27 protein-coding genes, 1 tRNA gene, 1 other RNA gene and 1 pseudogene are annotated in these 25,571 nt (G+C 64.1%); 10 read left to right on the forward strand and 20 right to left on the reverse strand.

The window, feature by feature from the left end; translation table 11 throughout:
• The first annotated feature begins 12 nt into the window (after positions 1-12).
• Positions 13-966, forward strand: a complete 954-nt coding sequence (locus IEX78_RS07690; protein ID WP_188828045.1) for an ABC transporter substrate-binding protein — start codon at positions 13-15, stop codon at positions 964-966.
• A gap of 233 nt (positions 967-1,199) precedes the next feature.
• Here IEX78_RS07690 and IEX78_RS07695 read toward each other — a convergent pair whose 3' ends face one another.
• The 3 genes from IEX78_RS07695 to IEX78_RS07705 form a co-directional block, all read right to left on the reverse strand.
• A complete protein-coding gene (locus IEX78_RS07695; protein ID WP_188828046.1) occupies positions 1,200-2,117 on the reverse strand; it encodes an SDR family oxidoreductase in 918 nt (305 codons plus the stop codon).
• Between the two features lie 96 nt (positions 2,118-2,213).
• A complete protein-coding gene (locus IEX78_RS07700; protein WP_188828047.1) occupies positions 2,214-2,648 on the reverse strand; it encodes a DUF8021 domain-containing protein in 435 nt (144 codons plus the stop codon).
• Positions 2,649-2,977: 329 nt separating this feature from the next.
• Positions 2,978-4,090, reverse strand: coding sequence for a helix-turn-helix domain-containing protein (locus IEX78_RS07705; RefSeq protein WP_188828048.1), 1,113 nt, complete (start codon positions 4,088-4,090; stop codon positions 2,978-2,980).
• Positions 4,091-4,310: 220 nt separating this feature from the next.
• On the opposite strand from IEX78_RS07705, the gene IEX78_RS07710 reads away from it, so the two are divergent.
• The gene (locus IEX78_RS07710) at positions 4,311-4,529 is read left to right on the forward strand and encodes a hypothetical protein (RefSeq protein ID WP_188828049.1); all 219 of its coding nucleotides are present in this window, start codon (positions 4,311-4,313) and stop codon (positions 4,527-4,529) included.
• A 249-nt stretch (positions 4,530-4,778) separates the two neighbouring features.
• On the opposite strand, the gene IEX78_RS07715 is transcribed toward IEX78_RS07710, so the two are convergent.
• From IEX78_RS07715 to IEX78_RS07735, 5 genes are read right to left on the reverse strand one after another with little or no spacing between them, the layout of a single operon-like run.
• Positions 4,779-5,231 carry a hypothetical protein gene (locus tag IEX78_RS07715; RefSeq protein WP_188828050.1) on the reverse strand — a complete coding sequence of 151 codons (453 nt, stop codon included), beginning with the start codon at positions 5,229-5,231 and terminating at the stop codon, positions 4,779-4,781.
• 11 nt (positions 5,232-5,242) lie between these two features.
• Positions 5,243-5,659 carry a hypothetical protein gene (locus tag IEX78_RS07720; RefSeq protein WP_188828051.1) on the reverse strand — a complete coding sequence of 139 codons (417 nt, stop codon included), beginning with the start codon at positions 5,657-5,659 and terminating at the stop codon, positions 5,243-5,245.
• On the reverse strand, positions 5,656-7,140 hold the full coding sequence (locus IEX78_RS07725; protein ID WP_188828052.1) for an AAA family ATPase: 1,485 nt from the start codon (positions 7,138-7,140) through the stop codon (positions 5,656-5,658). The genes IEX78_RS07720 and IEX78_RS07725 overlap by 4 nt, the downstream gene beginning before the upstream one ends.
• A complete protein-coding gene (locus IEX78_RS07730; RefSeq protein WP_188828053.1) occupies positions 7,137-7,499 on the reverse strand; it encodes a hypothetical protein in 363 nt (120 codons plus the stop codon). The genes IEX78_RS07725 and IEX78_RS07730 overlap by 4 nt, the downstream gene beginning before the upstream one ends.
• A 42-nt stretch (positions 7,500-7,541) precedes the next feature.
• Entirely contained in the window at positions 7,542-7,754 is a 213-nt protein-coding gene (locus tag IEX78_RS07735; RefSeq protein WP_188828054.1) for a helix-turn-helix domain-containing protein, read from the reverse strand.
• Positions 7,755-7,809: 55 nt separating this feature from the next.
• Here IEX78_RS07735 and IEX78_RS07740 point away from each other — a divergent pair, with 55 nt between their 5' ends.
• Positions 7,810-8,355, forward strand: a complete 546-nt coding sequence (locus IEX78_RS07740) for a hypothetical protein (RefSeq protein ID WP_188828055.1) — start codon at positions 7,810-7,812, stop codon at positions 8,353-8,355.
• Entirely contained in the window at positions 8,352-9,527 is a 1,176-nt protein-coding gene (locus IEX78_RS07745) for a tyrosine-type recombinase/integrase (RefSeq protein ID WP_188828056.1), read from the forward strand. The genes IEX78_RS07740 and IEX78_RS07745 overlap by 4 nt, the downstream gene beginning before the upstream one ends.
• A 79-nt stretch (positions 9,528-9,606) precedes the next feature.
• Here the strand turns inward: IEX78_RS07745 and IEX78_RS07750 are convergent.
• The 5 genes from IEX78_RS07750 to IEX78_RS07770 all read right to left on the reverse strand — a co-directional run bounded on the left by IEX78_RS07750 (position 9,607) and on the right by IEX78_RS07770 (position 15,423).
• A tRNA-Ala gene (locus IEX78_RS07750) sits at positions 9,607-9,679 on the reverse strand.
• A gap of 185 nt (positions 9,680-9,864) precedes the next feature.
• Positions 9,865-10,608: a DsbA family protein gene (locus IEX78_RS07755; protein ID WP_188828057.1), complete on the reverse strand. Its 744-nt coding sequence runs from the start codon at positions 10,606-10,608 to the stop codon at positions 9,865-9,867.
• Positions 10,609-10,683: 75 nt separating this feature from the next.
• Positions 10,684-11,985, reverse strand: a complete 1,302-nt coding sequence (locus IEX78_RS07760; RefSeq protein WP_188828058.1) for an MFS transporter — start codon at positions 11,983-11,985, stop codon at positions 10,684-10,686.
• Entirely contained in the window at positions 11,982-13,616 is a 1,635-nt protein-coding gene (gene pgm / locus IEX78_RS07765; protein ID WP_188828059.1) for a phosphoglucomutase (alpha-D-glucose-1,6-bisphosphate-dependent), read from the reverse strand. The genes IEX78_RS07760 and pgm overlap by 4 nt, the downstream gene beginning before the upstream one ends.
• A gap of 319 nt (positions 13,617-13,935) precedes the next feature.
• A complete protein-coding gene (locus IEX78_RS07770; RefSeq protein WP_188828060.1) occupies positions 13,936-15,423 on the reverse strand; it encodes an MFS transporter in 1,488 nt (495 codons plus the stop codon).
• A 134-nt stretch (positions 15,424-15,557) separates the two neighbouring features.
• Between IEX78_RS07770 and IEX78_RS07775 the strand changes: the two genes are divergently transcribed.
• Both IEX78_RS07775 and IEX78_RS07780 read left to right on the forward strand, forming a co-directional pair.
• Positions 15,558-16,244 (forward strand): TetR/AcrR family transcriptional regulator, encoded by a 687-nt coding sequence (locus tag IEX78_RS07775; RefSeq protein WP_188828061.1) that lies wholly within the window; start codon positions 15,558-15,560, stop codon positions 16,242-16,244.
• 53 nt (positions 16,245-16,297) lie between these two features.
• A complete protein-coding gene (locus IEX78_RS07780; RefSeq protein ID WP_188828062.1) occupies positions 16,298-17,593 on the forward strand; it encodes a D-arabinono-1,4-lactone oxidase in 1,296 nt (431 codons plus the stop codon).
• Between the two features lie 9 nt (positions 17,594-17,602).
• On the opposite strand, the gene IEX78_RS07785 is transcribed toward IEX78_RS07780, so the two are convergent.
• Positions 17,603-18,073 carry an NUDIX domain-containing protein gene (locus IEX78_RS07785; protein WP_188828063.1) on the reverse strand — a complete coding sequence of 157 codons (471 nt, stop codon included), beginning with the start codon at positions 18,071-18,073 and terminating at the stop codon, positions 17,603-17,605.
• A gap of 101 nt (positions 18,074-18,174) precedes the next feature.
• Positions 18,175-18,615: a DUF488 domain-containing protein gene (locus tag IEX78_RS07790; protein ID WP_229683764.1), complete on the reverse strand. Its 441-nt coding sequence runs from the start codon at positions 18,613-18,615 to the stop codon at positions 18,175-18,177.
• A gap of 54 nt (positions 18,616-18,669) precedes the next feature.
• Between IEX78_RS07790 and IEX78_RS07795 the strand changes: the two genes are divergently transcribed.
• The gene (locus IEX78_RS07795; RefSeq protein WP_188828064.1) at positions 18,670-19,092 is read left to right on the forward strand and encodes a YccF domain-containing protein; all 423 of its coding nucleotides are present in this window, start codon (positions 18,670-18,672) and stop codon (positions 19,090-19,092) included.
• Between the two features lie 49 nt (positions 19,093-19,141).
• On the forward strand, positions 19,142-19,972 hold the full coding sequence (locus IEX78_RS07800; RefSeq protein ID WP_188828065.1) for an LLM class F420-dependent oxidoreductase: 831 nt from the start codon (positions 19,142-19,144) through the stop codon (positions 19,970-19,972).
• 597 nt (positions 19,973-20,569) lie between these two features.
• On the opposite strand, the gene IEX78_RS07805 is transcribed toward IEX78_RS07800, so the two are convergent.
• Positions 20,570-21,211: a DUF488 domain-containing protein gene (locus IEX78_RS07805; protein ID WP_188828066.1), complete on the reverse strand. Its 642-nt coding sequence runs from the start codon at positions 21,209-21,211 to the stop codon at positions 20,570-20,572.
• Positions 21,208-21,891 (reverse strand): dual OB domain-containing protein, encoded by a 684-nt coding sequence (locus tag IEX78_RS07810; protein WP_188828067.1) that lies wholly within the window; start codon positions 21,889-21,891, stop codon positions 21,208-21,210. Before IEX78_RS07810 ends, IEX78_RS07805 begins: the two co-directional genes overlap by 4 nt.
• Before the next feature lie 126 nt (positions 21,892-22,017).
• Between IEX78_RS07810 and IEX78_RS07815 the strand changes: the two are divergent.
• Positions 22,018-22,269 (forward strand): annotated as a pseudogene (locus IEX78_RS07815) (tyrosine-type recombinase/integrase); the annotation flags it as partial.
• Positions 22,270-22,306: 37 nt separating this feature from the next.
• Here IEX78_RS07815 and ssrA read toward each other — a convergent pair.
• Positions 22,307-22,679: a transfer-messenger RNA gene (gene ssrA, locus IEX78_RS07820) on the reverse strand.
• 220 nt (positions 22,680-22,899) lie between these two features.
• On the opposite strand from ssrA, the gene IEX78_RS07825 reads away from it, so the two are divergent.
• Positions 22,900-24,198: an ABC transporter substrate-binding protein gene (locus IEX78_RS07825; RefSeq protein ID WP_229683765.1), complete on the forward strand. Its 1,299-nt coding sequence runs from the start codon at positions 22,900-22,902 to the stop codon at positions 24,196-24,198.
• Here IEX78_RS07825 and IEX78_RS07830 read toward each other — a convergent pair.
• Complete coding sequence (locus tag IEX78_RS07830; RefSeq protein ID WP_188828069.1) at positions 24,195-25,058, reverse strand: DMT family transporter; 864 nt, start codon at positions 25,056-25,058, stop codon at positions 24,195-24,197. The genes IEX78_RS07825 and IEX78_RS07830 overlap by 4 nt on opposite strands.
• Positions 25,055-25,528, reverse strand: coding sequence for an SsrA-binding protein SmpB (smpB, locus tag IEX78_RS07835; RefSeq protein WP_188828070.1), 474 nt, complete (start codon positions 25,526-25,528; stop codon positions 25,055-25,057). Before smpB ends, IEX78_RS07830 begins: the two co-directional genes overlap by 4 nt.
• Between the last annotated feature and the right edge of the window lie 43 nt (positions 25,529-25,571).

Raw genomic sequence — 25,571 nt, forward strand, 5'->3', positions numbered from 1 at the left:
CAAGGACCGATCGTGAAACCTTCCATCGCGCGGCTCGCCGCCGTCGTTCTGACCACCGCATCCCTCGCCGTTTCGCTGGTCGCGTGCACGTCCGCCGACCGTGCCGACCCGACCACCCTCACCGTCGGATTCGTCGTCGACCCCTCGTGGGCGCAGATCCCCGTCGCGGACAAGGGCGGCTACTTCGCGAAACATAACGTCACGGTGAAGGTGGTGAACTTCCCGACCGGCGTCGAGGCGTTGCAGGCCGTTGCCGCAGGTCAGATCGATGTTGCCACCGCCGCTGACGTGCCAACATCGGCCGTGCTCACGCGTTCGCCGTCGCTGCGCGTGGTCGGCGACGGGTCGCGCTGGGTGGGTTCGCGCATCGTCGCGCGGCGCAGCGCGGGCATCACCACCGTTGCTGATCTCGCTGGCAAGTCGATCGGAACACCGATCGGCACGAGCGCGGCGTACTTCGCGTCGAGCGTGCTTGCCGCGCAGAAGATGGACGCCAAACTCGTGCAGGTGGCGCCGTCGGCGATGGTGACCGCAGCGACCCAGTCGAACGTCGACGCGGTATCGATTTTCCAGCCGTACCAGGCCCAGGTTGTGCAGGCGCTCGGTGCTGACGCGGTGGAACTCGACGGCGGAACGTACAAGCAGCACAGCCTCTACCTGGCGTCGAAGGACACGATCGCGGCCAAGTCGGCGGCGCTTTCCGGGTTCTTCGCGGCGCTGAAGGAGGCGAACGAGCCGTTGAAGACGCTGTCGGACCCGGCTGTCGCGGCGGTGGCGGCGGCAACCCAGCTGGACCCGGCATTGCTGCGAAAGGTGTTGGCGCAGTTCGACTTTACGTTCCAGTCGTCGCCGGAGTTGGCGGTGAAGTTGGGTGAGCTGGGCGCTTGGGCGAAGACCCAGGGCAAGATTCCGGCTGAGACAGCGCTCCCCGATTACGCCACGTTGATCGACACGAGCGCGGCGTAAGCACAATCAAGATCACCACGCTCTCATGGCGAATCGCTCTCGCGAAACGCCGCCATGGGGGCGTGGTGATCTTGTTGATTAGGCGCAGCCGCAGGATTCAGGGGGAGGTGGCGCCCCGGGTCAAGATCATCAGGCTCTCAGGGATTTTTCTACTCGACGTTTGTTTACCTGAGAGCCTGGTGATCTTGAATTGTGCGGCGGCGCATCGGGGATCGGCTGTCCAACTGGCTAACTCAGCCCGGAACGCCGCTGCCGCCCGTAATGCCCCAGATTTGGGCGGTCACATAACTGGCTTCCGGCGATGCCAACGTCACGAACAGGGGCGCGAGTTCGACCGGTTGCGCTGGACGACCGTAGGTGACGCTCGCGCCTAGTTCGACCAGCCACGACTCCGGCTGCGCGCCGTCGTACACCTGCAACGGCGTCCAAGTAGGCCCTGGCGCAACACCATTCACGCGAATGCCCTGCGGCAGCAGCTGCTTGCCGAGGCCGCGAACCATGTTGGCGATGCCCGCTTTGGTGAGGGCGTAGTCCATGAAGATGTCGATGGGTTCGTAGGCGTTGCGCGAACTGGTCGCGATGATCGAACTGCCCGGCTTGAGGTGCGGGACCGCGGCTTTGATCAGCCAAAACAGGGCGTAAAGGTTGGTTTTAAGGGTCCAGTCGAAGTCTTCGGTGCTCAGCTCGGTGATGTGATTGTGGTACTTCTGCCGGGCCGCGCAGTTGACGAAGGTGTCGAGTCCGCCGAGCTGGGTGACCGCGTCGGCGACGAGTTGCTTGCAGAACGCCTCGTCGCGGATGTCGCCGGGCAGGCCGACGCCGGTGCGGCCAGCGTCGCGAATGAGGTCGATGACCTCGTCAGCGTCGCCCTGCTCAACGGGTAGATAGTTGATCGCGACGTCGGCGCCTTCGCGCGCGAACGCGATCGCGACCGCGCGGCCGATGCCCGAGTCGCCGCCGGTGATGAGCGCGCGCCGTCCTGCGAGTCGCCCTGACCCGCGATAACTCGTCTCGCCGCAGTCGGGCGCCGGGTGCATTTTCGACTGCAACCCGGGCCACGGCTGCGGTTGCGCGGCGAAGGGCGGACCTGGATATTCGGTCACCGGATTGATGAGATCGGGAGCAGAGGAATCCTGGTCATTGCCGCTCATTGGCTCTCCTCGGGTTCGCGTGCACCAGCCGTCAGCAAACTCTCCGCAATGCTTTGAGCGTACGGCAGGAGGGGACGCAGTGCGAGGACCGAGCCACTACTCCGCGAACGGTTGGATGTTCGCCTCGATGTACTGGATCTTGTCGACGGGAATCACGAACTTTTCGGTGATGCGGACAGTCGTCATGCGCGTGCCACCCAGGCCAGCGTCAAGCAGGTAGTAGGCGGTGACGGTGTCGCCGTGCTCGACGAAGGTGATGTCGCGGGTGCCCAGAATCGTCTGATTGAGAATGCTGTAGTTGAGCTCATTGCTCAGGCCGGGACCGGAGGAGCCGGTTTGCAGGCCCATTTCGACGCGCGTGGCGTCAGGCGCGAACGGCACCGCGCTCGCGTCGTGGGAAACCAGCGCGTCAAGGTAGGTGCGCGCGATGGCCGCACGGGGACTGTCGGTCGAAACAGGTTGCGCGGCAGCGACTGTGGTGCCGATGGAGAGAAAGAGCGCGGCAGTGGCCGCAGTGGTGATCAAACGCATGAGCGACAGTAACGCGTCGGAAGTGGCGCCACCCAACTCGCAGCCAAAGGGCGCGATAAACGACGAAACCCTCCGACCGAAGTCGGAGGGTTTCGTTAAAGTGGAGCTAAGGGGACTCGAACCCCTGACCCCCACACTGCCAGTGTGAAGTTCGTTGTATTGGTGTGTTCAGTGCGTATCAATAGGTCTGCCTGACCTGCTGTTTTCGTGCTTATCCGTCCTGTGAATGTCGGTGTGTAATCGAGCGTCCTAGGACAGAGTTAGGACACAGCGAACAGGTGTGCGAACAGCCCCCGGAACGTGATGCGGTTCCGGGGGCTGTTTCGCGCTCATGCTGGGTAGGTGTCGTGGAACGCTTCGCGCAGGGTCGCGGCGCTGTGTTCGTCGCGCTGATCGATGCCGCTGACAATCTCGGATACTCGCCAATAGTGCGACGGGACAAGGCGACCTCCAACCACGACGTTGAGCGTCACGTCGGCGGCCTCCTCGGGTTTGTTGGCGGCGACCAATGCCAGCCCTAGGTCTAGGTTCGCCATCGCGATACGGCGCGGGCGGATACTCGGCGAGCGTTCCAAGTCGGCGACGACGTTGCGCGCGTAGACCTCAGCGGCAGGGTCGCCGAGCCACGACAACGTGGTTGCGACGTAGGTGTCTGCCTTCGCTGGGTCGTACCGAAAGTGATGTTCTGGGCGGTCGGGTGTCCGCATTCCTGAGACCAGTCGTGCGACCTTGCGCAACGCCCGGTAGGTTCCCGCGCTGTCGCCGAGCCGAGCGAGTGCGCGACCTTGCTGGGCGGTGGCCTGGATATAGGCGGAACTGTCGGCGGGGGCGAGATCGCGAGCAGCTTCGGAGAGTTCAGCGGCGGCGGCGAATTCGCGGTTGATGAGACGCTGCCATGCGCGTGTTTCCAACGTCCATGCCGATATCTCGGTGTGCTCGGACTCCTTGGCGATATCGCTTGCTGCCTTCAATCGTGCTGCGGCAGAAGGTAATTCGTCCAAGTCGATATGGCAGGTTCCGGCGAGCAAGGACAACCAACCGGCATTGACCAGTAGACGGCGGTGCTGCACAAGAGTCATCTTCCCGTCGAGAAGGCGCGCGGTATAGCCGAGATGGCGGCGAATGTCGGCGAGAAGGTCAGCGGGCGGGGTAGTCGAATAGGCGGCTGCCAAGTCATCGACCGCCAGCTCTAGCCGATCAAGGGTGTCGCCACCAACGTCAGATGCCGCAACGCGCGCAATCCATTCCGCTCCCGCTTGCTCGCCGTCGAGCGGTTCGCCGAGCACGAGATTGTAGGCGGCGGCGACCTCGCGCGGTACTGGTCGCTTGCCGGACTCGATGAGCGACAAGTACGCGGGAGAGTAGTGGGTACGCCGAGCGATTTCGCGCAGCGTGACCCGCGCCGCTTCTCGCGCGGCCCGTAGTTGCGCGCCCGGTTCCATCCCGGTGGTTTCCTTCGGCTCGGTCGAGCTGTGAACACGTTGTCAACACCGTATGCCCGTTCGCGGCGACCTCGCACCCTTAGCGTTCAAACCAGCCCCGCCGCCGAGTCGATGCCGGTCACGTTGACGGCACATCGGGTGTAGTGAGCTGCGTAGACGATGGCGAAAGCTCCTCGGCGGCGGGTGCATTCACAGTGACCGACCGATTGAAGGGGGACCAGTGAGCGAGTCAATCAAGGAACGCCTTGCGGCCCTATCCGCCCGCGCCGCACGCCGCTCGCTGGCGATCCGTCGCGCGCCCGAACCGCCGTGGGGATGGGAGCTGTACAGCCCGTTCCGCGTGGTCTGTCACGGGTCTCTCGACAACGTGGCCGATTGGCTGACCGCTGCCGAAGGTCGCGACCCTGCCATCCTGTGGCCGAACGGAGATCGCTCCTAGCGGCGAATCGCGACGATTCGTGCATAGCCTTGCATGAATGACTCAGAAGGACGTGCGTCGAATTGACGAGCGGTGTCCGCATTGCGATCAAGCGCTTTGGCAGGAGTTCATCAAGGCTGAAAGCTTCGATGGTTCTGAATGGGTAGCAGGGTTGAAGCTGTGTCGGACGCCGGACTGTCCGGGTCCAGCCGTACCCGTTCCGTAGGAAATCATGCAGCCCTAACCCCCGATAAATTCACTTATCGGCGGTCAGAAATCGCGGTCGGTGGCCGGAATGATCGACGCATTCATGCTGTCAACGCGATCACTGACGGAGAGCCGGTTGGCGGCCCTGTCGACCGCCGCGAAGGCGGCCCGGTATGCGCCTGACCGGGTGCGGTAGCCGAGTTCGTCGGCGATCTCCTGCCAGGTCCAACTGTCCAACCGCAGCATGACGGCTTCGGCTTGCCGTCGCTGACGCCATGATCGGCTCAGGGCCTGGTGACGCACGATGAATCGCATGATCACGTTGTAGGCGCTGGCGCGGTGGGCGTAGCCAAGCCGGTCGGCGACCTCCTGATAGGTAGCGCCATGGAGGTACAGCCCAACGGCGTTGGCTGCGCGAACCTGCTCGGCGATCGTGGCGCGAGCGGGGTTGCCCGGTCGGTTGTGGAATGGCCGGTGAGGCGAGTACGACGTTCCCCCGAAGTAGGTCTTGGGCACGGTCGATCCTTTCACTCGTTGTCAGCATTGCGTGTAGTGCAATTAGCAACGTCGTGGCGGACGCCGGTCAATATGGCTGCAAGATCGGCAAGGGTGAGCGTGACCCACTGCTGCCCAGGATCGCCGACCCCGTGCCGCTTGTGGACGACCACTCCGGCGAGCGCGTCATCATTGCCGCGTTCGTTCTCAGCTTCAGCTGCCCATCCGGCGAGATCGGTTCGGGCGGTGTTTTTGGCTTCTATGACGATGCGTCCACCGCCGGGCGCTCGAACACCGGATAGGTCGCCCCGGTCCTTGCGTCCGGTGCGTGCTCTGCGTTCGATCCGGTCATCTACGTGTTCGGCGAGGTAGCGGGCAATGGAGGTTTCGAACGCGGTTCCCGCCTTCTTCGCGCTGGTGCGGGTGCGGCGGCGTGCGGGCTGTGTCACCGTGCGGGCCCCTGCCCGACCATCACGCGGCGCTTCTCGTCGCGCGTTCGATGCTTCCAGACCAAGCTGCCGCTGTACTCCTTACCCGTCTTGGTTCGGTACCCGCCGCTATTGAGGGAATCAGCGATCTTGGCATCGCTAATTCCGTCGGCGTGAAGGCAGTGCATCACATCCAGCGCGGTTTCGCCGACCTCATCGGTCGATTCCTGGGGCGCGTCCAATTCTGGCCGTACTCCGCTTTCGCTGACCGGTCCGAAGGCGGTCGCTCCTACTGTTCGCGAGTCGACCAGCGTAGGGCCAGCCGCCGCAGCGTCGGGCTTCTGCCCGATGGTCTGGCTAGCCGCCTTCCACGCCTTGAATGCGGCGCTGGCTCGTTTGTTGTTCCAGCGCAAGCACTCTCGCGCATCCTTGATCGTTTTCGGCGGCGGGTCGAGGGCGGCGATAGCGACGATATCGGCTTGCGGCACGGCTTCTCCGGGATTGCGTTCGCCATCGTCAGGTGCCTTCACTTCGGGCCGCATCGACCCGTCGTCGCTGGGCCAGATGACGAACTTGCCCGCGAGCGGTTCCTTATCCGCGGTCGGGCTGTGCTGGCGTAGGCCGCCGTGGCGGTCCTTGTTGATCGTCAGGTGGGCGCTGCCGCCCTTGCCTGGTGTGAACGCCACGTCAACGGTCACTCGGATCGAACTCCCGCCGATGGCACGGGTTTTCGCGATCGTGCCACCGGGACCAAACCCACGTGACTCGCCGCCCTTGGCTAGGTGGTCGATGCCGATGACACACGCGCCAGTACGAACCAGGGGCTTGATCACGATGCGGTGGGTGTCGGTGAACTCGTCGGCGGAATTGCTTGAGCTGCCGTACAGGGGCAGCAACTCCCCGATGCTGTCGAGGACAACCAACGTCGGCCCCCAGGTCGCCATGTGGTCGGCGATGAGCCCCATTTCGCGGCGATCCTCGGGCTCGATGTAGAGAAACCGATTGGGATCACTGAGCACGTCGACGGGTGCGCCCATCGCGAGCAATCGCCGGATCGTCGAGTCGGGGCCGTTGTGGTCGAGGTCGACGCGCAGGACCCGGCCACCGGCGGCGAGTTCGGTCACGGTGGCGTAGTCGGTGAGCAAGGTCTTACCGCTCTCAGGATCGCCGAAGACGGCGTTGTACTGGTTTCGGTAGAAGAGTCCGACGCCATCCGTTCGGGCGCACACATCCGGGGTCGGAGGGTCGGGAAGCGTCCCGCCGAGCATCGCCGCCACGTTGAAGTAGGTAGGGAGCTGGAACGTTCCAGGAACGTTCTCGGAACGTTCTAAATCCTCAGGAACGATGTTGCCACGTTCCTCAGCTCGAAGACTCTCTGAGCTGCCGTTTTCCGGGTGGAGAACGTTCCGACCCTCTAGGCGCGGAACGTTCTCCACCCTGCTCCCCAGGTGCTTGCGGTGGATAGCCTTCACATCGGCCGCGCTTTCGACCGTGCGCGTCACGCGCGTTCCTCCTGCCACTTAACCAAGGCGAGGATCATCCACCCCGCGCCGTTGGTCCATCGACCTGCTTCGGCGATTTCGCCGAGATCAAGTTGCCGTTGGGCTTCGGTCAGCACCTCGCGAATTTGCCGCCCGACCCGCTGTTCCACCGCTGTCTGTTGCAGTCGGGCAGTAACGGCGGTTGGGTTGTGCTGCCCGACGTAGCGGCCATAGCCGCTACCGAAAAATGGTGGGTCGGTGTAGGCGTCAAGTTCGGCGCGAGCGTGTCGGACGAAGAACGCGATATCCTGGGTACGGTCACGCCGACCGATTGCCGCCCCGGTGTTCCTCGCGCCGGGGCGCGTTGCTTTCTGGGTCATGCCAATTCCTTCCTCGATGGTCTTGAGACCAATCCCGTCGCGCTAGTCAGCGACCTGGAGCAGCCGAAGCAGGGCGGCGGTTGGGACTCGGCGGCGGCGAACGCCTAGGGCGATGGTTGGCAGGTGGCCGCTGCGCGCCATCGCGTAGGCGTATGAGCGGCTGATGCCAAGGAGCTTCCCGGCGTCTTCGATTGAGACCGTGGGATGTTGGCGAAGCGATTCGATATCCGGTGTGTCCGTTGGTGTCTGCGACATGCCTTGACTGTGCCCGTTAGATATACCGTTGTCTAGTACGTGCTACGGTACGAATATGAAGCGTGAGCAACTGGAATTCATACCGCCACATGCGAAGCTCGGCGATGTCCGTGACATTTCCGTCGCGTCCGGGCCGCACCCGATGCATGTCCTTCTCTGGGGGCATCTCTTTTCCTACGAATACAACTGGGCCATGGTTGACGGCGTCCCCCGAGTTACTGACCTGCGCGTGAAGCCGCTACTGCCCGATGTCGCTCTTACGGCACGCGATCTTCATCGAATTCCGTTGCAGCGGTTAGCTTCTGCTGGCGCGATGACAATGGGCGGGGGCGAGTTCGATTGGGCTCGGTTCGGTCAACCGGAAGTGCTTCCGCCGCAGAAGCCAGGTCCTCGGGGCTATGACGATGAGTTCTACGCCGAGATTGCTGTACTTGCCCGGTTCGCTGCGGCGAGTCACTTCAGCGTGCGCCAGCACATCGCCAAGGCGAAGTCCGTGAGCGCGCACACGGCAGACAAGTGGCTGAAGGAATGCCGCAAGCGCGATCTGCTCACCCCCGGCGAACTTCGCCGGAACAACCAGAAGGGCAACGACCAGTCATGACCGACGACACTACCGACCAGCGCGCCGCGCGTACCGATAGCTCAATCACGCGCCTGCCCAACGGCAAAGGCTGGCGCGCTCGGCCAACCTTGGGGACCGATCCCGTCACCAGCAAGCAGGTACGCCCGACCAAGGTGTTCGCCACCAAGAAGGCCGCACAGGATTGGGTATCCGAGCAGCGGACGAACTGGGACAAACGGACATGGGCGGCGCGCTCGGAACGGACATTCGCCGAAGCTGCGGACCACTGGCTGAAACTGCGTGATGCGGATGACGGAGTGCGCGCGAATTCGGTTCGGGCTGACCGGGAATCGTTGGCCTACGCCAGGCGCGCCTTCGGCGAGACCGCCATTCAGAAGATCACGCCCGAAGCGCTCACCGATTGGTCGATCGGAATGACCCGCAAGTCCGGTGAACCGCTCGCCGCCGCTACCAAGCGGCGCGCGATCGTCATCACGCAGGCGGTGTTCGCGCACGCGGTCACGATGCGGTGGCTATCGCATGATCCCGCCGCGCACCTCAAGCCGCCCTCGCAGAAAGTCGTCGTCGCGGCTAAAGAGAGTGACGTGTGGACGCCCAAACAGATGAAGGCGTTCCTTGACTCGGTGGCAGACCATCGTCTTGCCGGGTGCTTCGCCTTGACGCTGCTCGGTCTGCGGCGCGAAGAAGTTGGCGGTCTGCGTTGGTCGGACATCGACCTGGCGAAGGCGACGCTGAGCATCATCCAGGCGCGCGTTGATGTGAACGGCGTCGACACGATCGACGACCCCAAGAACGCGCGCAGCGTTCGCACGTTGCCGATCCCGCCGCGCGAGCTGGCTTTGCTCAAGACGATGCACATCACGCACAAGCGCGAACGCCTTGCGGTCGGTCACCCGCTCGCCGCCAATGACCTCATCCTGGCTCGGATTGATGGCAAGCAATTGCCGGTGCGCGACTACACCCGACTGTTCGCTGAGCGCCGCAAGGCGGCGAAGCTCCCGGCGATCACGCTGCGGAACTTGCGGCACAGTTCGGTGTCTCGAATGCGCGCGATGGGGATCGCCGCTGATGTGGTCGCAGCCTGGCACGGGCATTCGGAACGCATGACGCAGATGGTCTACGGGCGGGTGAGCGACGACCGATTGACTGCCGCTTCGGCCGAACTCTCGAAAGCGGTAGGACAGAGTTAGGACATCGTGTTGATGAAGGACATAGGCCAGGACAAAAAGAAACCCCCTCCGACGCAGGTCAGAGAGGGTTTCTTACGAGTGGAGCTAAGGGGACTCGAACCCCTGACCCCCACACTGCCAGTGTGGTGCGCTACCAGCTGCGCCATAGCCCCGTGTTCTTTTGTCTCAGCCGCTCTCGCTGCTGACCTGAACGAAGTTACACCATGCTTCGCGGCGACTACAAATCGGCTGGTAGATGGGTGAAAAGTGACGATTTCACTGCGGCGAAACAGTCGGGTGAGGGGTGCGCACATCCTCCGCGACGCGTAAGATGTGCGCAAGCTCACGCCCGAGTGGCCTATGGGGCCACCTTGTTCACCCAGTTCTCGTCCTTCGTGTCGATGCGCGTCGTGCCCTGGAATACCGACGGGGTCGCCACCTGGCCGTCGAGTCGCTTGCTCAAATCCTGCTGGCCCGAATGGTCGGCCGCCTTCGCCGTCGCTAATTGCGCGCCGCTCGTGATGCACGTCGCCACCGATTCGGGTGCGCCGGATTCCTTGGCGATCGCGGCCAACGCGGCGTTGTCGAGGTCGGGGGCGCCGCCCTCTTCGGGCTGCTTCGTGGTGAACAGCGTCGAATGGAACGCGCTGTACACCGGGCCCGAACCGCCTTGTGCCACACAAAGATTCGCTGCCGATGCGCGCGTGGAATAGTCCTTGCTCTTGGACTGCGGGTCGAGGAAGGTCAGCAGGTGGTAGTTCACCGCCAGCTTGCCCTCATCCATCTTCTTCGCGATTTCCTGACCGTAAACCCGCTCCAACGCGCCACACGCCGGGCACAGCGGGTCTTCGAACATTTCGATCGTCACCGCCGCATCGGGCTTGCCAACTCGAATCACGCCATCGGGCTGCACCGACGAAACCACCGCGGTGTTGTGCACGTTGCCGTAGCCGTCGTCGCGGACGGCGACCGGGTCATGACGGCCAGCGATCAACCAAAACGCGACCACAAGGCCGATCAGCACCAGCGCGACCGCCGCCAACGCGTAGGTGGTGCGGCTCGAAACGGGACGGGGAGTGTGCGGGGAACCTGCTGTACTCACGGTGTCCACTCTGCCTGAACCCGCGCACAAGCCCGTCACCCGCCACGCGCGGTCCGACAAAACCGGCTGCCCCGCTCACTCCTTCGACCCCGGCAACGCCCCCGTGCGCTCAACCGGCACCCCATCAGGACACCCGTCACACGTACATCGCGGATCAACCCCATCCCCGGCATGCCCGTCGACATGCTCAGGGTCTTCCGGATGCGCGATCGTCGACGGCTCCGGCGTGACCACCCACAACGCCGCCGACGCCGCGAGCAACGCACCCGTGCCCAACATGCCAATCCCAAACGACGTGCGCTCAGCAACCCAGCCCAGCACAACCGGCCCAACGACGGTCCCCAAGTCGCCAGCCATCTGGAACCCAGCCAACACCGGACCGCCGCGCGCCCGCGACCCAATAACGTCGGCTAACGCGGCCTGCTGCGTCGGTGTGAACATCCCCGACCCAACCCCCGCGACGAACGACGCGACAAACAACCACAGCAAGGTAGGCGACAACCCCAACGCGACCATGCCAACCGCGCAGATCGCTGACCCCGCGACGAGGAACGGTTTGCGCCCAAACCGGTCGGAGAGCCGCCCAGAAACGAAGAGCACCGCCGCGTTGCCCGCGGCGAACACCGTGAGCGCGACACCCGACATCGACACGTCGTGATGCAGCACCTCAACAACGATCAACGGCACCAACGCCATTCGCACGCCAAACACCGCAGCGCCGGTCGCGAAGTTCGAAACCAGCACCGCGCGATAAGCGGGCACGCTCAACGCTTCCCGAAACCCAAACGCGGGCGCGGCACGCTCACTCGCCAACTCGGCAGCCGGTTCGCGCAACCCGAGGAACACAATCACGCACACGATCAGCAGCGCGACCGCGTAAATGACGAACGGCGCACGCAACCCGAAACCCGCGAACGCACTCCCAACGAGCGGCCCGACCAGCGTGCCAACAAGGAAGCTCGTTGAATACAACCCAGAAACCCGACCACGCTGGGCAGGCGGCGAAATGCGAATAACCAACGCCATCGACGACACCGTGAACATCGTCGACCCGATGCCACCAAGCGACCGCAACACAAGCAACTGCCAATACGACTGCGCGAACGCGCACGCCCCGGTCGACAACGCGACGATCGCGATGCCGGTCATATAAACCCGCCGCTCCCCCAGCTTTTGCACTAACTTGCCGCTGGCAGGCGCGAAAACCAACCGCATCAACGCGAACGCGCTCACGATCGCCGACGCGGCAGCGATGCCAACCCCGAACTCCCGCGCGAACTGCGGCAGCACCGGCGCGACCAGTCCGAACCCCAGCGCGATCACGAACGAAGCCGCGATCAGTACCCAAATCTCGGCGGGCAACCGCGCCTTTGTCACTGGCGCAGCGCCTGATTCACCATCTCCTCGGCAGCCGCTTGCACCTGAACGAGATGCTCATGCCCAAGAAACGACTCGGCGTAAATCTTGTACTTGTCTTCGGTGCCAGACGGTCGGGCCGCGAACCAGGCGTTTTCGGTGGTGACCTTCAACCCGCCAAGGGCGGCACCGTTGCCACGCGCGGTGGTGAGAATGCCGGTGACCGCTTCGCCAGCGACTTCGGTGCCACCGACGGCGGCCGGGTCGAGGGCGGCGAGCTTGGCCTTCTGCTCGGTGGTCGCGGTGGCGTCGATGCGCGCGTAGGCCGGGCTGCCGTGCTGACGTTCGAGCTCGCTGTAGCGCGCAGATGGTGTCTGCCCGGTGACCGCCGCGATCTCAGCTGCCAAGAGCGCCAACAGGATTCCGTCTTTATCGGTGGTCCAGACCGTGCCGTCCATACGAAGGAACGACGCGCCCGCGCTCTCTTCGCCACCGAAAGCCAAACTGCCACTGAACAATCCAGGCACGAACCACTTGAAGCCGACCGGCACCTCATACACGTCGCGCCCCAACACCCCGACAACGCGATCGATCATCGACGACGTGACAACCGTCTTGCCGACCTTGGTAAGCGCGTCCCACCACATGCGGTTGGCGATGAGGTATTCGATGGCGACAGCGAGGAAGTGGTTCGGGTTCATCAAACCGCCGTCGGGCGTGACGATGCCGTGCCGGTCGGCATCAGCGTCGTTGCCGGTCGAGATGTCGTAGTCGTCTTTGATGCCGACGAGCCCAGCCATCGCGTGCCGCGACGACGGGTCCATCCGAATTTTACCGTCGCTATCGAGGGTCATGAAGCGCCACGTGGGGTCGACCGACGGGTTGACCACTTCGAGTTCAAGATCGAACCGCTGCCCGATCTCTTCCCAGTAATCCACGCTCGCGCCGCCCATCGGGTCGGCACCCATGCGAATGCCAGCACCGCGAATAGCGTCCAGGTTCAACGCGTTTGGCAGGTCAGCGACGTAAACGTCTAAGTAGTCGTATTTTTCGGCCCTAGCGAGAGCTTGCGCGAGCGAAACACGTTTGACCCCGGCCAAGCCGGTGCTCAGCAATTCGTTGGCACGCGCGGCGATCGCGTCGGTCGCGTTGGTGTCGGCGGGGCCGCCGTGCGGCGGGTTGTATTTGAAGCCGCCGTCGCGTGGCGGATTGTGCGACGGGGTGACGACGATGCCGTCGGCTTGATGGCGCGTGCCGCCCCGATTGTGCCGCAGGACAGCGTGACTGAGCGCGGGCGTTGGCGTGTAGCGACCACGCGCGTCGACGATCGCGGTAACGCCGTTGCCCGCGAGCACTTCAAGCGCGGTGGCCCACGCCGGTTCGGAAAGCGCGTGCGTATCGCGTGCCAAATACACCGGGCCGTCGATGCCGCGCGTGGCGCGATACTCGACAATCGCCTGCGTGATGGCCATGATGTGCGCCTCGTTGAAGGCGATGTCTGCGCTGGAACCACGGTGGCCAGACGTTCCGAAAACCACCCGCTGGCTGGGCTCGGCCGGATCGGGGACGTAGCGGTAATAGGCCGTGACCAGATGCGCCACGTCAACCAGATCAGTGGGGCGAGCGGGGCGTCCTGCGCGATCGTGAGCCATGGGTGGGTTCCCCTTCCGTATCGACTGCGCGCGGGAGGTCATCGGGATCATCCGCACAACCACTGAGCGGCCGCGACCGCACGGACATCGAGCATCCTACGAAGGTCGGCACCCGACGCGGCAGCCATGCGGAGTCCTCCCCTGTGATTCATGCGGTAGTCGTTGCCCATGGTATCGAGACCCACCGACAACTTCGACGGGCGGGCAGCGCCGCAGATGTCCGAATCGAGAAGCTTACCGCGACACTCGTTTTCCGATCAGCAAACGCTCAGCACAACGGCCCGCACCTAAGTGGCGCGGGCCGTTGCGAGGTGGCGGATTAGTGTGCGAGCACCGGCTCACCTTCAGCGGGCGCGGGCACCTTGTTCGGAACGAGGAACCCAATCACCACCGCGCCGATCACGAACGTGGCAGCGGCCCACCAGAAGCTGACGATGTAGCTTTCGATCGCCGCCTGAGCGACCGCACCGGGTCCGTGGTCGGCCACATAGTCGGTCATCGCCGATGCCGCGATCGTGCTCAACAGCGCGGTGCCGATGGAGCCGCCGACCTGCTGACTGGTGTTGACCATCGCCGACGCGACACCAGCATCCTCGTGATGCACGCCAGCGGTCGCACCCTGGAACGCCGTCGACATCGCGCCACCGAGACCAAGCCCGAGCAGCACGAGCGCGGGCAGGATGTGCGTGACGTAACCGGTGTCGATGCCAATCTGGGTGAGCCACACCATGCCTGCCGCAGCGACGAGGAAACCGCCGCTGATCACGACCTTCGGACCGACCTTGGGCAGCAGCAACGAAGGCGCGGTTGTCGATGAGACGACCATGCCAGCGACCATCGGCAGGAACGCCAAACCGGTGGTGATCGGCGTGTAACCAAGGGTGAGCTGCATGTAGTAGGTGAGGAACAGGAAGATCGCGAACATCCCGATGCCCATGATGAACACGGTCAGATACGACGCGCCACGCATGCGGTCACCGACGATGCGCAGCGGCAAAAGCGGATGTGCGACACGGGTTTCCAGCCAGACGAACACACCAAGCAGCGCGACGCCGCCGATCAGGAAGGCCAGGGTAATGCCATCGGTCCAGCCTGCGGATTCGGCGTGGGAGAAGCCGTAGACGATGCCGAACAGCGCGGCCGTCACAGTCACGGTGCCGGGCAGGTCGAGTTTGGGTCGATGCGTCGCGGTGTGGCGCGCGAGCAACAGCATCGCGCCGACCAGCGCGACCGCGGCGAAAACGAGGTTCACATACATCGCCCATCGCCACGACGCCCATTCGGTGAGCACACCGCCGAGCAGCAGCCCGATCGCGCCGCCGGTGCCCGCGACCGCGCCGAAGATGCCAAAGGCCTTCGCCCGCTCGGCAGGCTCAGTGAAGGTGACCGTGAGCAGCGACAATGCCGCCGGTGCGAGCAGCGCGCCGAACACGCCCTGGCCGACGCGAGCGGCGACGAGCATTTCGAAACTGTTCGCCGCACCGCCAAGCGCGGAGGCGACCGCGAAGCCGACAAGCCCGACGATGAAGGTGTTGCGTCGACCGAATAGGTCGCTGAGACGGCCGCCGAGCAGCAGCAGCGAACCGAAGGCGAGCGCGTAGCCGGTGATGACCCAGCTGCGGTTGGCGTCACTGAAGCCGAGATCGTGTTGGGCTGCGGGCAGCGCGATATTCACGATGGTCGCGTCGAGCACGACCATGAGCTGCGCGATGCCGAGCACGGCGAGCACCCACCAGCGCATGGCGTGGCTGCCGCGTCGGTTGGTCCCCGCGTTCGCCTCGGCGGGCTTGTCGAGTGTGGTGGTCATAACTCCCCTAGTGGTGGGCGAGATCGGTTCGGCGGAGCATAATTGGAGATATCCCCTCCGCTTTCGCTGTCCAAGCTATCAGATAAACGGAGACACTGTCTCCACTTATTTCCCGTGATTGATAGGATGGTTTTGTGAATTCCGCCACGACCGCTGCGCCACCTCGCCGATTGCGCGCTGACGCGGCTCGCAATCAGCAGCGCATCGTCGCGGCTGCCCGCGAGCTTTTCGCTGACCACGGCCTCGACATCACCCTCGACGACGTCGCCGAACGCGCTGGCGTCGGCGTCGGCACCGTGTATCGGCGCTTCGCGAACAAGAAGGAACTCATCACCGAAGTCTTCGAGCAACATCTGCTCGACTTCGCCGAGGCGGCCGAGCAATCGCACAACAACCCCGACCCGTGGCTCGCCCTAGTCGAGTTCTTCGAAGACGCGTGCGCACACCTGGCAACCAACCGCGGCTTCGGCGAGGTCATGCTCGAACTTGGCGACGACCCCAACCGCTTCGCCGCCGTGCGCGACCGCATCCGTCCCTCGATCACGGCGATCATCGACCGTGCGCGCGACGCTGGCGCGATCCTGCCCGAGATCACCGCCACCGACTTCTTCTCGCTCATCCACATGGTCACCGCGTTCGCCGAATTCGCGAGCCCGGTCAATACCGAAGCGTGGCAGCGCTATATGGCCATCACGCTCAACGGCATTCGCACCGACGCCGTCGAACGCAGGCCGCTGCTACACGCGCCGCTCACTGACAGCGAGGTTGAAGCGGCGAAGTCGGCCTGCTGCCCGCTGCCCGGGCGTCGTCGCGAGCGGTAGCTTTTCGCCCGGTCCAGTAGCGCAGGTCACATCGCGTCCCCTATCCTGGACACATGACCAAGAACACGTGGGTGAACTGGGCGGGCGGGCAACGCTGCACGCCAGCCGTCGTCGCCGTTCCGCGCGACGTCGACGAACTCGCCGAGGTCGTCGTCACCTCCGCCCAAGCTGGGCGCGGCATTCGGGTTGCGGGCGCTGGGCACTCGTTCACCGACGCGGTCCTCACCGACGGCACCCTGCTCGACCTGCACAAACTCAACCGCGTGCTCGATGTCGACACGGCGAATCGCCAGGTTCGCGTGGAAGCGGGCATCACGTTGAACGCGGCGAGTCCGCTGCTGCACGACCACGGTCTCGCCTTCCCGAACCTCGGCGACATCGACGTGCAAACGCTGGCGGGCGCGACCGCGACGGGCACCCACGGCACCGGTGCGCGCCTGCGCAACATCTCCGCCGCCCTCGCGTCGCTTGAGGTCTTGCGCGCCGACGGCACCCGCGTTGAACTCAACGCCGAAACCGACGCCGAAGCGTGGCGTGCGGCGCGCGTGAGCATCGGCGCGCTCGGCGTTGTCACCGCGGCGACGCTGCAACTCGAACCGTCGTTCGTGCTGGAAAGCATCGAAAAGCCGGTGCCCGTCGAAGAAGTGCTCACCAATCTCGACCACTTCGTCGACAGCAACGACCACTTCGAATTCTTCGCCTTCCCGCACGCGAAACAGGCGATGACCAAAGCGAATAATCGCGTTGACGCACCCGAGGAACCGCGCGGTCGATTTAGTGAATGGCTCAACGACATCGTGTTGAGCAACCATTTCTACGACGCGCTGTGTCGACTCGGTCGCCGCATTCCCGCGACCATCCCGTCGATTCACCGCACCGCCGCCTTCGCTGGCAGCAATAACCGCCAAGTCGACCGGTCCTACCGCGTTTTCGCGACACCTCGCCTCGTGAAATTCAACGAGATGGAATACGCCATCGAGCGGGCCAACGCCGCCGACGCGGTGCGCGAAATTCTTGAGGTAGGAAAGCGATTCGCGACGCCGATGCCGATCGAGGTGCGCTGGGTCGCGCCCGACGACGCGTTCTTGTCGCCCGCTGGCGGACGCGAAACCTGCTATATCGCCGTGCACCAGTACGAAGGTATGGAGTGGGAACCGTATTTCCACGCGTGTGAAGAAGTGTTCAATCGCTATGCGGGACGGCCGCATTGGGGCAAGCGCCACTTCCAAACCGCGGAAACGCTTGCCCCCCGCTACCCGAACTGGGCCCGATTCGCCGCCGTGCGTAAGCAATTCGATCCCACCGGCGTCTTCACCAATGATTACGTGCGACGGGTGCTCGGCGAGTGATATTTACAGCTAGTCGAAGCCGGGCGTGATTTTCGGCGCGGTGCGACGCCGGAATCGGCCGAGCACGTCGCGCACCGAATCGGTGACCGGCGGTTCGTCGGTGAGCCGCACCCACTGATGGTTGTCATGCTCGGTGAGGGTGATCGGGCCGGTGGCGGCGACTTCGACGGCGAAGGTGAACTGGCGCGTGCGTGTGCCGGAGCCCGCTAGGTAGTCGAATTCACCGAGGTAATCGGTGACGCCGGTGACCTCGAGGCCCGTTTCCTCGGCGACCTCGCGGGCTAGCGCGTCGTGGAGCGACTCCCCGGATTCCACTACGCCGCTTGGCAATTCCCACAGGCCAGGCAGCGAATCGGTGGATTTTCGCCGGAGGATCAGCACCCTGCCGTGCCGGAGAATGACGGCTCCAACAACAAGGCGGCGGACCTCGTCACGTTCAGCGTCAACACGCAGCGCGGGGTAGAGGGATTCGGAGATCATCGAGTCACATCCTCTCGTCGGCTGTTCGGACTTGCCTTACTACGACGGGGCGTGCGCTTGCCAGCATAGTCTGACTTGCTGATGGTTCCGATGAATGAGCGTCAACTTAGGTGGTTGATTGTCACGTCATCCCAGTTGTCGGCGAGGTATTCGGCGAGCAATCGACGGTGACAGTGATGCGGTTGGTCTTCGCTGCACAGCAGCACGGCGTTGTCGACCAGTTCCGGCGAGAGCGTGTCGGCGATGTTGCGGTCGTGCAGCAGGTCGAGGTAGCGGTTCTGGTACTCGTCCCAGCCGCAGTTTTCCTTGCGATAAGCGGTGCGTAGCGCCTGGTCAGGTGCCAGATCGGTGCGGTGCAGGTAATCCATCCCGCACAGTTCGCGCGTGAAGAATTCGAGGTCATCGCGTTTGGCGAAGCCTGCGAGCTGAGATTGGTTGTTGAGCCGCACGTCGATGAGCTTGTTCGCGCCCGATTCGCGCAGGAGCTCGAAGAATTTTCGCGCCGGCTTGCGCGTGAAGCCGATGGTGTTGATGTGCACCATGCGGGGACTCCTCACTTCGGCCGACGAAACGGATATTCCTGGCATGATGGAGCGATGAAGATCCTACAGCTGATCTTGAACATCCTGTGGGTCATATTGTGCGGCTTCTGGATGGCCGTTGGCTATGTGATCGCGGGCATCATTTGCTGCCTCCTCATCATCACGATCCCGTTCGGCATCGCATCCTTCCGCATCGCTGGCTACGTGCTGTGGCCGTTCGGGCGCACGGTCATCGACAAGCCAGGCGCGGGTGCTGGCTCGATGATCGGCAACATCATTTGGTTCATTTTCGCAGGTTGGTGGCTTGCGCTTGAACACATCCTCACCAGCATCGCGCTGGCGATCACAATCATCGGGCTGCCGTTCGCGTGGGCGAATCTGAAGCTGGTTCCGCTCGCGTTGTTCCCGCTCGGACACGAGGTCGTGAGCGACGACGAAGCGCGGGCGTTGCGCGGCGGGGTCACGATCCGGGACTGAGTTCGCCGATTGCGGAATAGGTGCCAGGTTTGGCGCGGTTGCCTGACGCATGACCTCAATTAGCGAGCTCGGACGATATGGGGTGTGGCAGCGGTTCGACCAAGCCAGCCCGGCAGCGGCGCTTGAGATCGAGCAAATCGGCTACACCACGTTGTGGATCGGCGCTTCGCCGCCGCCTGACCTGGACATCATCGAGGAGTTGTTGGAGGCGACCTCCACGTTGGTGTTGGCGACGAGCATCGTCAACATTTGGACTTCTCCCGCCGCCGAAGTCGCGGCGTCGTTTCACCGGATCAACGCGCGCTTCCCTGGCCGGTTTCTGCTTGGCGTTGGCGTTGGCCACCCGGAACTCAACTCGCCTTACGGTCGGCCGTACCAGGCGTTGGTCGCCTACCTCGACGAACTCGACGCGGCGGGCGTGACCAAGGACCAGCGCGCGTTGGCCGCGCTGCGTCCCCGCGTGTTGCGGTTGGCGGCCGAACGGTCACTCGGCGCACTCCCCTATTTCGTCCCGACCGACCACACCGAGGCGGCACGCGAGATCATCGGCCCCGACGCACTATTGGCGACCGAACAGATGGTGGTCATCGAGGACGACGTCGAGCGCGCCCGCGAAATCGCCCAACCGTCGGCGAACATGTATTTGGGTTTGACGAATTACGTGGCGAATTTGCGCGAACACGGCTTCACCGAGGCCGACGTGACCCCGCCGGGCAGCGACCGCCTACTGAACGCGATCATCCCGTTCGGCACCCCAAAACAGGTCGCCGAACGCGTGAACGCGCAACTGAAGGCGGGCGCGAACCACGTGGCAGTCCAGGCCCTGAACACCGACTACCTGACCGCTTTGCGCGAATTGGCGGCAGAACTGAACGACTGACGCTTCGTCACCCCTCGACCAGGACGATCACGTTGGTTCGCGGCACCTGGTCGAGGTAGGCGCGGAGATCGGCTGGGCCGAAGGTCGCGATGATGGCCGCGCCGATGTCGACCGCGGTGAGCGCGACCAGGCCGTCCGCAGGGCTTGGGTGCTTCTTCGCGGCGAGGGGTCGCGCGGCCGATCATTTCACCGATCCTTCGCCATGCGTGGTCGGTGTAACAGCACACGATGGCGCAATCATGAAGGGCGCGTGCGAGATTGGTGCGTGCGTGTCCCGCACGCCACGCTTGCGCGACCACGGGCGCGGGGACGACCCGGCATCCAGCGCGGCGGAACTCGTCGTGGCGCACGCGAGTAGCGAGCGTTAGATGTGGAGCAGCTAGCGCGACGAGCATGCCGCGTCGTAGACAACGTCACCGTGCGCCGCGGGAGACGGGCTGCCGCACCCGCTTAGCCTCTGGCGTTGCCAGGTCGTCAGTCGGCCACTCAGCACTATCGGCCCCGGCTTCAGCCGTCGCGATCGCGTGACTTTCCGGTCAAGCACCAAGGGATTGACCACGGCTAGGACGTCAACACCAATCAGTGCTAAAGCTGCGGCTACGAATCACCTCTGAGTTGTCTACGCCATGACTCTTCCGCCCGATCGCCGCGATAGTCTTCATTGACGTATGCGATTCGGCGTTCCTGACGTCTAAGCGCGTCCGCCAGCCGCTCGGACGGCGTGCGGAACAGATCCGGGTCCGCCAGCCCAAATCGGCTCATGAGGCGCTCCATCGCATCGGTATGACTCTCAAGCTGGCCGTCGGCGTGGATGTGGCCAATCGCGGCACCGCGCTCGGTTAGCGCGCGCGCTACCAGCACGGTCCGGTGGCAGTCCAGCGGCTCGGCCTCGGCACATAGTAAAGCGATCCGCTCGGTTCGCGCACCGTTCATTAATCGGCCTATACCACCGCGAAATTCCGGAGTCCGGGCGAGCCGCCGGTACCGCACTTGCCCATCGACATAGCAAGAGGTGTCGTCAGTGCGCGCTCCAAGCTCCTTCCCCAAAAAGACATACCCGATACCGGTGTCTCGCAGACCGCTTCGCACCGAGCCTCGGTTGAACTGCGGCGCGAACCGACTGGCCGGAACCGAGCGGACGTCGGCCAACGCTGTCACGTCGTGTCGACGAAGCAACTCAATCAGGTCGGCAAGGTCGTGTGTGGAGTGACCGATCGTGAGTATCGATCCGGATGTCATAACCTAGTTCCCGTTTCCTGGTGACCGCGTTGCACGATTCCTGCCACCAGCTTGTGGAATTTCTGGTCGACGTGCTGTCCAGCGAGGCTTACCGTCAGCAACGATTCACCGAGTCGGTAATCGCCCGCTCCTCTGATTTTGCACCTTTCCAGGAATTCTGGATCGGTCACTGGCAGGATGTGCCGGATCCCGTTGTACTGAAACTTCGCTCGCGCGCGATGCCGACCCTCATAAGGCGCGCTCACCGTGATGCCAACCTCGCCGAGATGGATGAGCTTCAGCGAGTCGCGCACTTCATTCCTCCGCGCGACCGGCACGCAGTTGTTGACACCGGGTTCCGAATGGCAGCCATTCAGCCAAAGTGTGTCGGGGCGCTCCGCAAGCGAACACGCTTCATCCCATCCTGCCCGCCCCATGTTCACCCAGAGCCGCCCACCCTGAAACAGCCAGTTCTCCTGCTGGAACCCGTACGGGCAAGGCTCGCTCAGCATCACAGACAGGCGATCGAGCAGCCGAGGCTCGCCTTTAGCGGGGCATTGCCGGTCCCGCAGATGCACTGCGCCGCCCTCACGGCTGCTGACAAGACGGAACCATTTGCGCGTCTCGGGATCGATGCCAGCGACACATCGGTCGCCATCTTTGTACGAATTCGCAAGGCACAAAAGCAATTTGGTCACCATGTGCGTCCTCCGCCTGACACAGTACGAGCGTAGCCCGGATGTACGACATGCGAGGTGCCGAGGCGTTACCAGAACGACGAAAGCCCGTTCGGGCACGAGGACGGCGAATTGGGCGCGCCGACATTCCCGCGCGTGACCGCTCACAAGCTGCGCCACACCGCCGCGTCACTGATGATCGCCAGCGGCGCGCATGTGAAGACGATTCAGCGCCAGCTAGGCCACAAGAGCGCAACCATGACTCTCGACAACTACGGCCATCTGTTCGACGACGACCTCGACGGCGTCGCCGAACGGATGAGCGCCGGATACCGCGCGGCTGCCGCGAGGTGTGCCCAAAATGTGCCCACGCGGCCCGATCTGCACATCGTCGGGGCATGAAAAAGGCCCCTCACCTGCGGTAACAGGTGAGGGGCCGGGGTGGAGCTGCCGGGAATCGAACCCGGGTCCTCCGCCGCTTCTCCAGGGCTTCTCCGTGTGCAGTTCGTTGTGTCTCTGCTTGGATCTCCGCGTCTCACGAACTAGCGCGGATGACGATCCCAGTCACTGTTTGATGTTCCGCTCGACCCCGCGACCGGGCCGAACAGTAAGTCTCTCTAGCTGATGCCAGGGTCCGAGTCGAGAGACGAACTCGGTCTGACAGAGACGACCTGGCTACTTAGGCAGCGAGGGCGTACTCGCGCTGATTGGAATCGGCGCTTAATTGGTTGCAATGACGCTTACGGTGGTCTCTTGCCTGCACCGACACGCTTCCCCTGAATCGACGTACGCAGTCGAAACCGTTCAGCCCCGTACGTGCCCGCACCGTGCGGGCTAGTCATAGTAACACCGCGACCACGGCAAAGCATTCCCTATTTTTCCAGACTGGTCGGACGGTTTTCAGCGATCTGCTAGCGATCCCCCGGTCAGCGGCCGGAAAAGCACCTAATGACCGGCAATCGGCAGGTAATGTGCCGCTCGGCCGCGTCTGGGAAAGCACTATTTCCACGCGACGAACCGAGGAGCAACCGCATGGCATTGATGACCCAACGCTGGTTACGTCGAATCGCGGTGGCACCGCTGGCGGCTGGGCTCGTCTTCGCGACCGGATGCGCCACCGGCGAAAGCGGCGCGGCACCCGGTGTCACGACGGCACCCTGTCCCAACTCGCCGCACAAAGACCGCGGCTGCCTCTATCTGGGTGTCCTCTCCGACCTCGCCGACGGACCATTCACCGCGCTCGGCACGTCGATGAACGACGGCCAGACCGCGTTCTGGCACGCCGTCAACGAGGCGGGCGGCATCGGCGGCTACGACGTCGACACCACCACTTACGCCCGCAACACCGCGTACGACCCGCGCAAACACCGCGTCGAATACACCAACATCGAGCCGCATGTGCTTGCGCTCGCGATGAGTTTCGGCACCGCGCAAACCGTCGCCATGCTCGATCAACTCGACAGCGACGACATGGTCGCGACCGCCGCGACGCAGTGGTCGGGCTGGAATTACCGCAGCGCCGACCGCAACCTGGTCCTCAGCGCTGGCTATTCCTACTGCACCGAGGCGATCACTGGCCTCGATTGGTTCGCCGAAGCGCATTACGCGCCACGCAAAATCGCCGTCGTCGGCTATCGCGGCAACTTCGGCGGCGACTACGCGAGCGGCGCGATGAAGTGGGCCGTCGCCAACGACGCGACCATCGCCGCGCGCGTGTGGACCGGACCGAACGGCGAGGTCGGCAACCAGGACGAGCCGGTCGCCGAAGTGCTCGCTTCCGCACCGGATTTGGTGATGCTCGCGACCGGCCCCGCCGAGACCGCCGAGATCGTCGGCAAGCTGGTCAGTGCCGGGTACACGGGCCGTTTCGTCGGCTCACTCGTCACCTGGAATTCCGCGCTGCTGCGCACGCCAGCCGCACCCGCGCTGACCGCGCTCTACAACTACCTGACCCCGGTCGACAGCTGGGACGGCGACAGCCTCGGCCTGCGCAACGCGCGCAAGGCCACCGATCACGAGCCGACTAACTTCGGCTACCTGCTCGGTTGGGCGCTGTCGTACCCGATGCGGTCGGTGCTGCAACGGGCCGCCGCCCACAACGACCTCACCCGCGCTGGCCTGCGCAACGCCATCGCCAAAACGACCGCCGACGGTGAAGGCATGGTCGCGGTACAACAACCGGGTGCCGTCGCACCGGATTTGAGTACGGAATGGGCGTCGGTTTTCGCACCTGACCAGGCCGGACCTGCCGGATCACGAACCGTCCGTGTGGGTTATCAGGGCAAAACAGCGACCAGGCTCAACCTGCACGAGCCGTGCACCCGGCTCTAGGCGACGGAAATCAACGCGACCGCACCGGCCGCCAGCCCAAGGCCCACCTTCTGCGTGGTGCTGACATGCTCGCCGAGCAGCACCATCGCGAGCAGCACGGTCGCGGCCGGATACATCGACCCGATCACACTCACCACCGACAGCATTCCGCCGTGAAACGCGTACAGCAGTGCGGCGTTGGCGATCACGTCGAGCACCGCGACGCCTAGCGCGAGCCGCAGCGGCTCGCCGTGCAGCCCCTGAAAATGCCCGGTGGCCAGCGCGGACGCCCACACCACCGCCGTCGCTGCGACGCGCTGAGCGAGCAGCGGCCACAGTCCCGCATCCGCGCTCGTCTCGTGCAGAAACAGAAACGCGAAGCCGAACGCGACACCCGACCCGACGGTCAACAACGCGACGCGACGCGTGAACCGCAGTTCGCGACCGCCCGTGACCTCCTCGGTCGCCTTATCGGGCGCTTCCCGACTCACCATGAACACCGCGACAAGCGCGAGTGCGATCCCACCAATCGCGAGCAGCCCTGGGCGTTCGCCGATGATGAACCCCGCGACCACCGGCACGCCTGCGACCAAGACCGCCGTCACCGGCGAAACAACCGCCATCGGCCCCTCAGCTAGCGCGGCGTAAAACCACCACACCGCCAACCCGGCCGCAACGCCCGCCGCCGCACCCCACAGCAGCGACGCGACGTCGGGCGAACCGCCAACGAACGGCACGATGAGCGCGACAAGCACCACCGAAAACGGGTACGAAACGACAACAACCCGCAGCGCCGTAACCCGACGGGCCGCGATGCCGCCGAAGAAGTCGCTGACTCCATAGCCCGTCGCCGCGACCAGCGCGAGCAGGATGGGAATCAACGCATGCCTTTGACCCGCCGACCAATCTCACGGGTAACTTCGCGCTCAGCCTGCCGACGCGCCAAGTCCTGGCGTTTGTCGTAATCCTGCTTGCCCTTGGCCAGCGCTAATTCGACCTTGACCTTGCCGTCGTTGAAGTACATCGACAGCGGAACCAGCGTCTGGTTGCCTTCGCGCGACTTGCCGACGAGGTGTTCGATCTCGCGCTTGTGCAGCAGCAGTTTGCGGTTGCGACGCGGCGCGTGGTTGGTCCATGTGCCGTGGCTGAACTCGGGAATGTGGAGGCCGCGCAGCCAAATCTCGCCGTTGTCGACGGTGGCGAAGGCGTCAACGAGCGACGCTTTGCCCTCGCGCAGGCTCTTCACCTCGGTGCCGACCAGCGCGATCCCCGCCTCATAGGTGTCGAGGATCGTGTAGTTGTGCCGCGCGCGGCGGTTGGTCGCGATGACCTTCCTGCCTTTTTCCTTCATAACGATCAACTCTAAGCGACGCCGCCACCGCTTTATTCCGTGG

Origin of the sequence: Nocardia camponoti (genome assembly GCF_014646135.1) — a bacterium.
GTDB classification, from domain to species: domain Bacteria; phylum Actinomycetota; class Actinomycetes; order Mycobacteriales; family Mycobacteriaceae; genus Nocardia; species Nocardia camponoti.

Excerpts from the sequence above, each read along its gene's own strand:
- IEX78_RS07780 (WP_188828062.1), top strand. The coding sequence starts at position 16,298 with ATGACCAAGAACACGTGGGTGAACTGGGCGGGCGGGCAACGCTGCACG.
- IEX78_RS07825 (WP_229683765.1), top strand. The coding sequence starts at position 22,900 with ATGGCATTGATGACCCAACGCTGGTTACGTCGAATCGCGGTGGCACCG.
- IEX78_RS07795 (WP_188828064.1), top strand. The coding sequence starts at position 18,670 with ATGAAGATCCTACAGCTGATCTTGAACATCCTGTGGGTCATATTGTGC.
- IEX78_RS07735 (WP_188828054.1), bottom strand. The coding sequence starts at position 7,754 with ATGTCGCAGACACCAACGGACACACCGGATATCGAATCGCTTCGCCAA.
- IEX78_RS07730 (WP_188828053.1), bottom strand. The coding sequence starts at position 7,499 with ATGACCCAGAAAGCAACGCGCCCCGGCGCGAGGAACACCGGGGCGGCA.
- IEX78_RS07805 (WP_188828066.1), bottom strand. The coding sequence starts at position 21,211 with ATGACATCCGGATCGATACTCACGATCGGTCACTCCACACACGACCTT.
- smpB (WP_188828070.1), bottom strand. The coding sequence starts at position 25,528 with ATGAAGGAAAAAGGCAGGAAGGTCATCGCGACCAACCGCCGCGCGCGG.
- IEX78_RS07785 (WP_188828063.1), bottom strand. The coding sequence starts at position 18,073 with ATGATCTCCGAATCCCTCTACCCCGCGCTGCGTGTTGACGCTGAACGT.
- IEX78_RS07770 (WP_188828060.1), bottom strand. The coding sequence starts at position 15,423 with ATGACCACCACACTCGACAAGCCCGCCGAGGCGAACGCGGGGACCAAC.
- IEX78_RS07745 (WP_188828056.1), top strand. The coding sequence starts at position 8,352 with ATGACCGACGACACTACCGACCAGCGCGCCGCGCGTACCGATAGCTCA.
- IEX78_RS07800 (WP_188828065.1), top strand. The coding sequence starts at position 19,142 with ATGACCTCAATTAGCGAGCTCGGACGATATGGGGTGTGGCAGCGGTTC.
- pgm (WP_188828059.1), bottom strand. The coding sequence starts at position 13,616 with ATGGCTCACGATCGCGCAGGACGCCCCGCTCGCCCCACTGATCTGGTT.
- IEX78_RS07740 (WP_188828055.1), top strand. The coding sequence starts at position 7,810 with ATGAAGCGTGAGCAACTGGAATTCATACCGCCACATGCGAAGCTCGGC.
- IEX78_RS07700 (WP_188828047.1), bottom strand. The coding sequence starts at position 2,648 with ATGCGTTTGATCACCACTGCGGCCACTGCCGCGCTCTTTCTCTCCATC.
- IEX78_RS07695 (WP_188828046.1), bottom strand. The coding sequence starts at position 2,117 with ATGAGCGGCAATGACCAGGATTCCTCTGCTCCCGATCTCATCAATCCG.
- IEX78_RS07790 (WP_229683764.1), bottom strand. The coding sequence starts at position 18,615 with ATGGTGCACATCAACACCATCGGCTTCACGCGCAAGCCGGCGCGAAAA.
- IEX78_RS07810 (WP_188828067.1), bottom strand. The coding sequence starts at position 21,891 with ATGGTGACCAAATTGCTTTTGTGCCTTGCGAATTCGTACAAAGATGGC.
- IEX78_RS07705 (WP_188828048.1), bottom strand. The coding sequence starts at position 4,090 with ATGGAACCGGGCGCGCAACTACGGGCCGCGCGAGAAGCGGCGCGGGTC.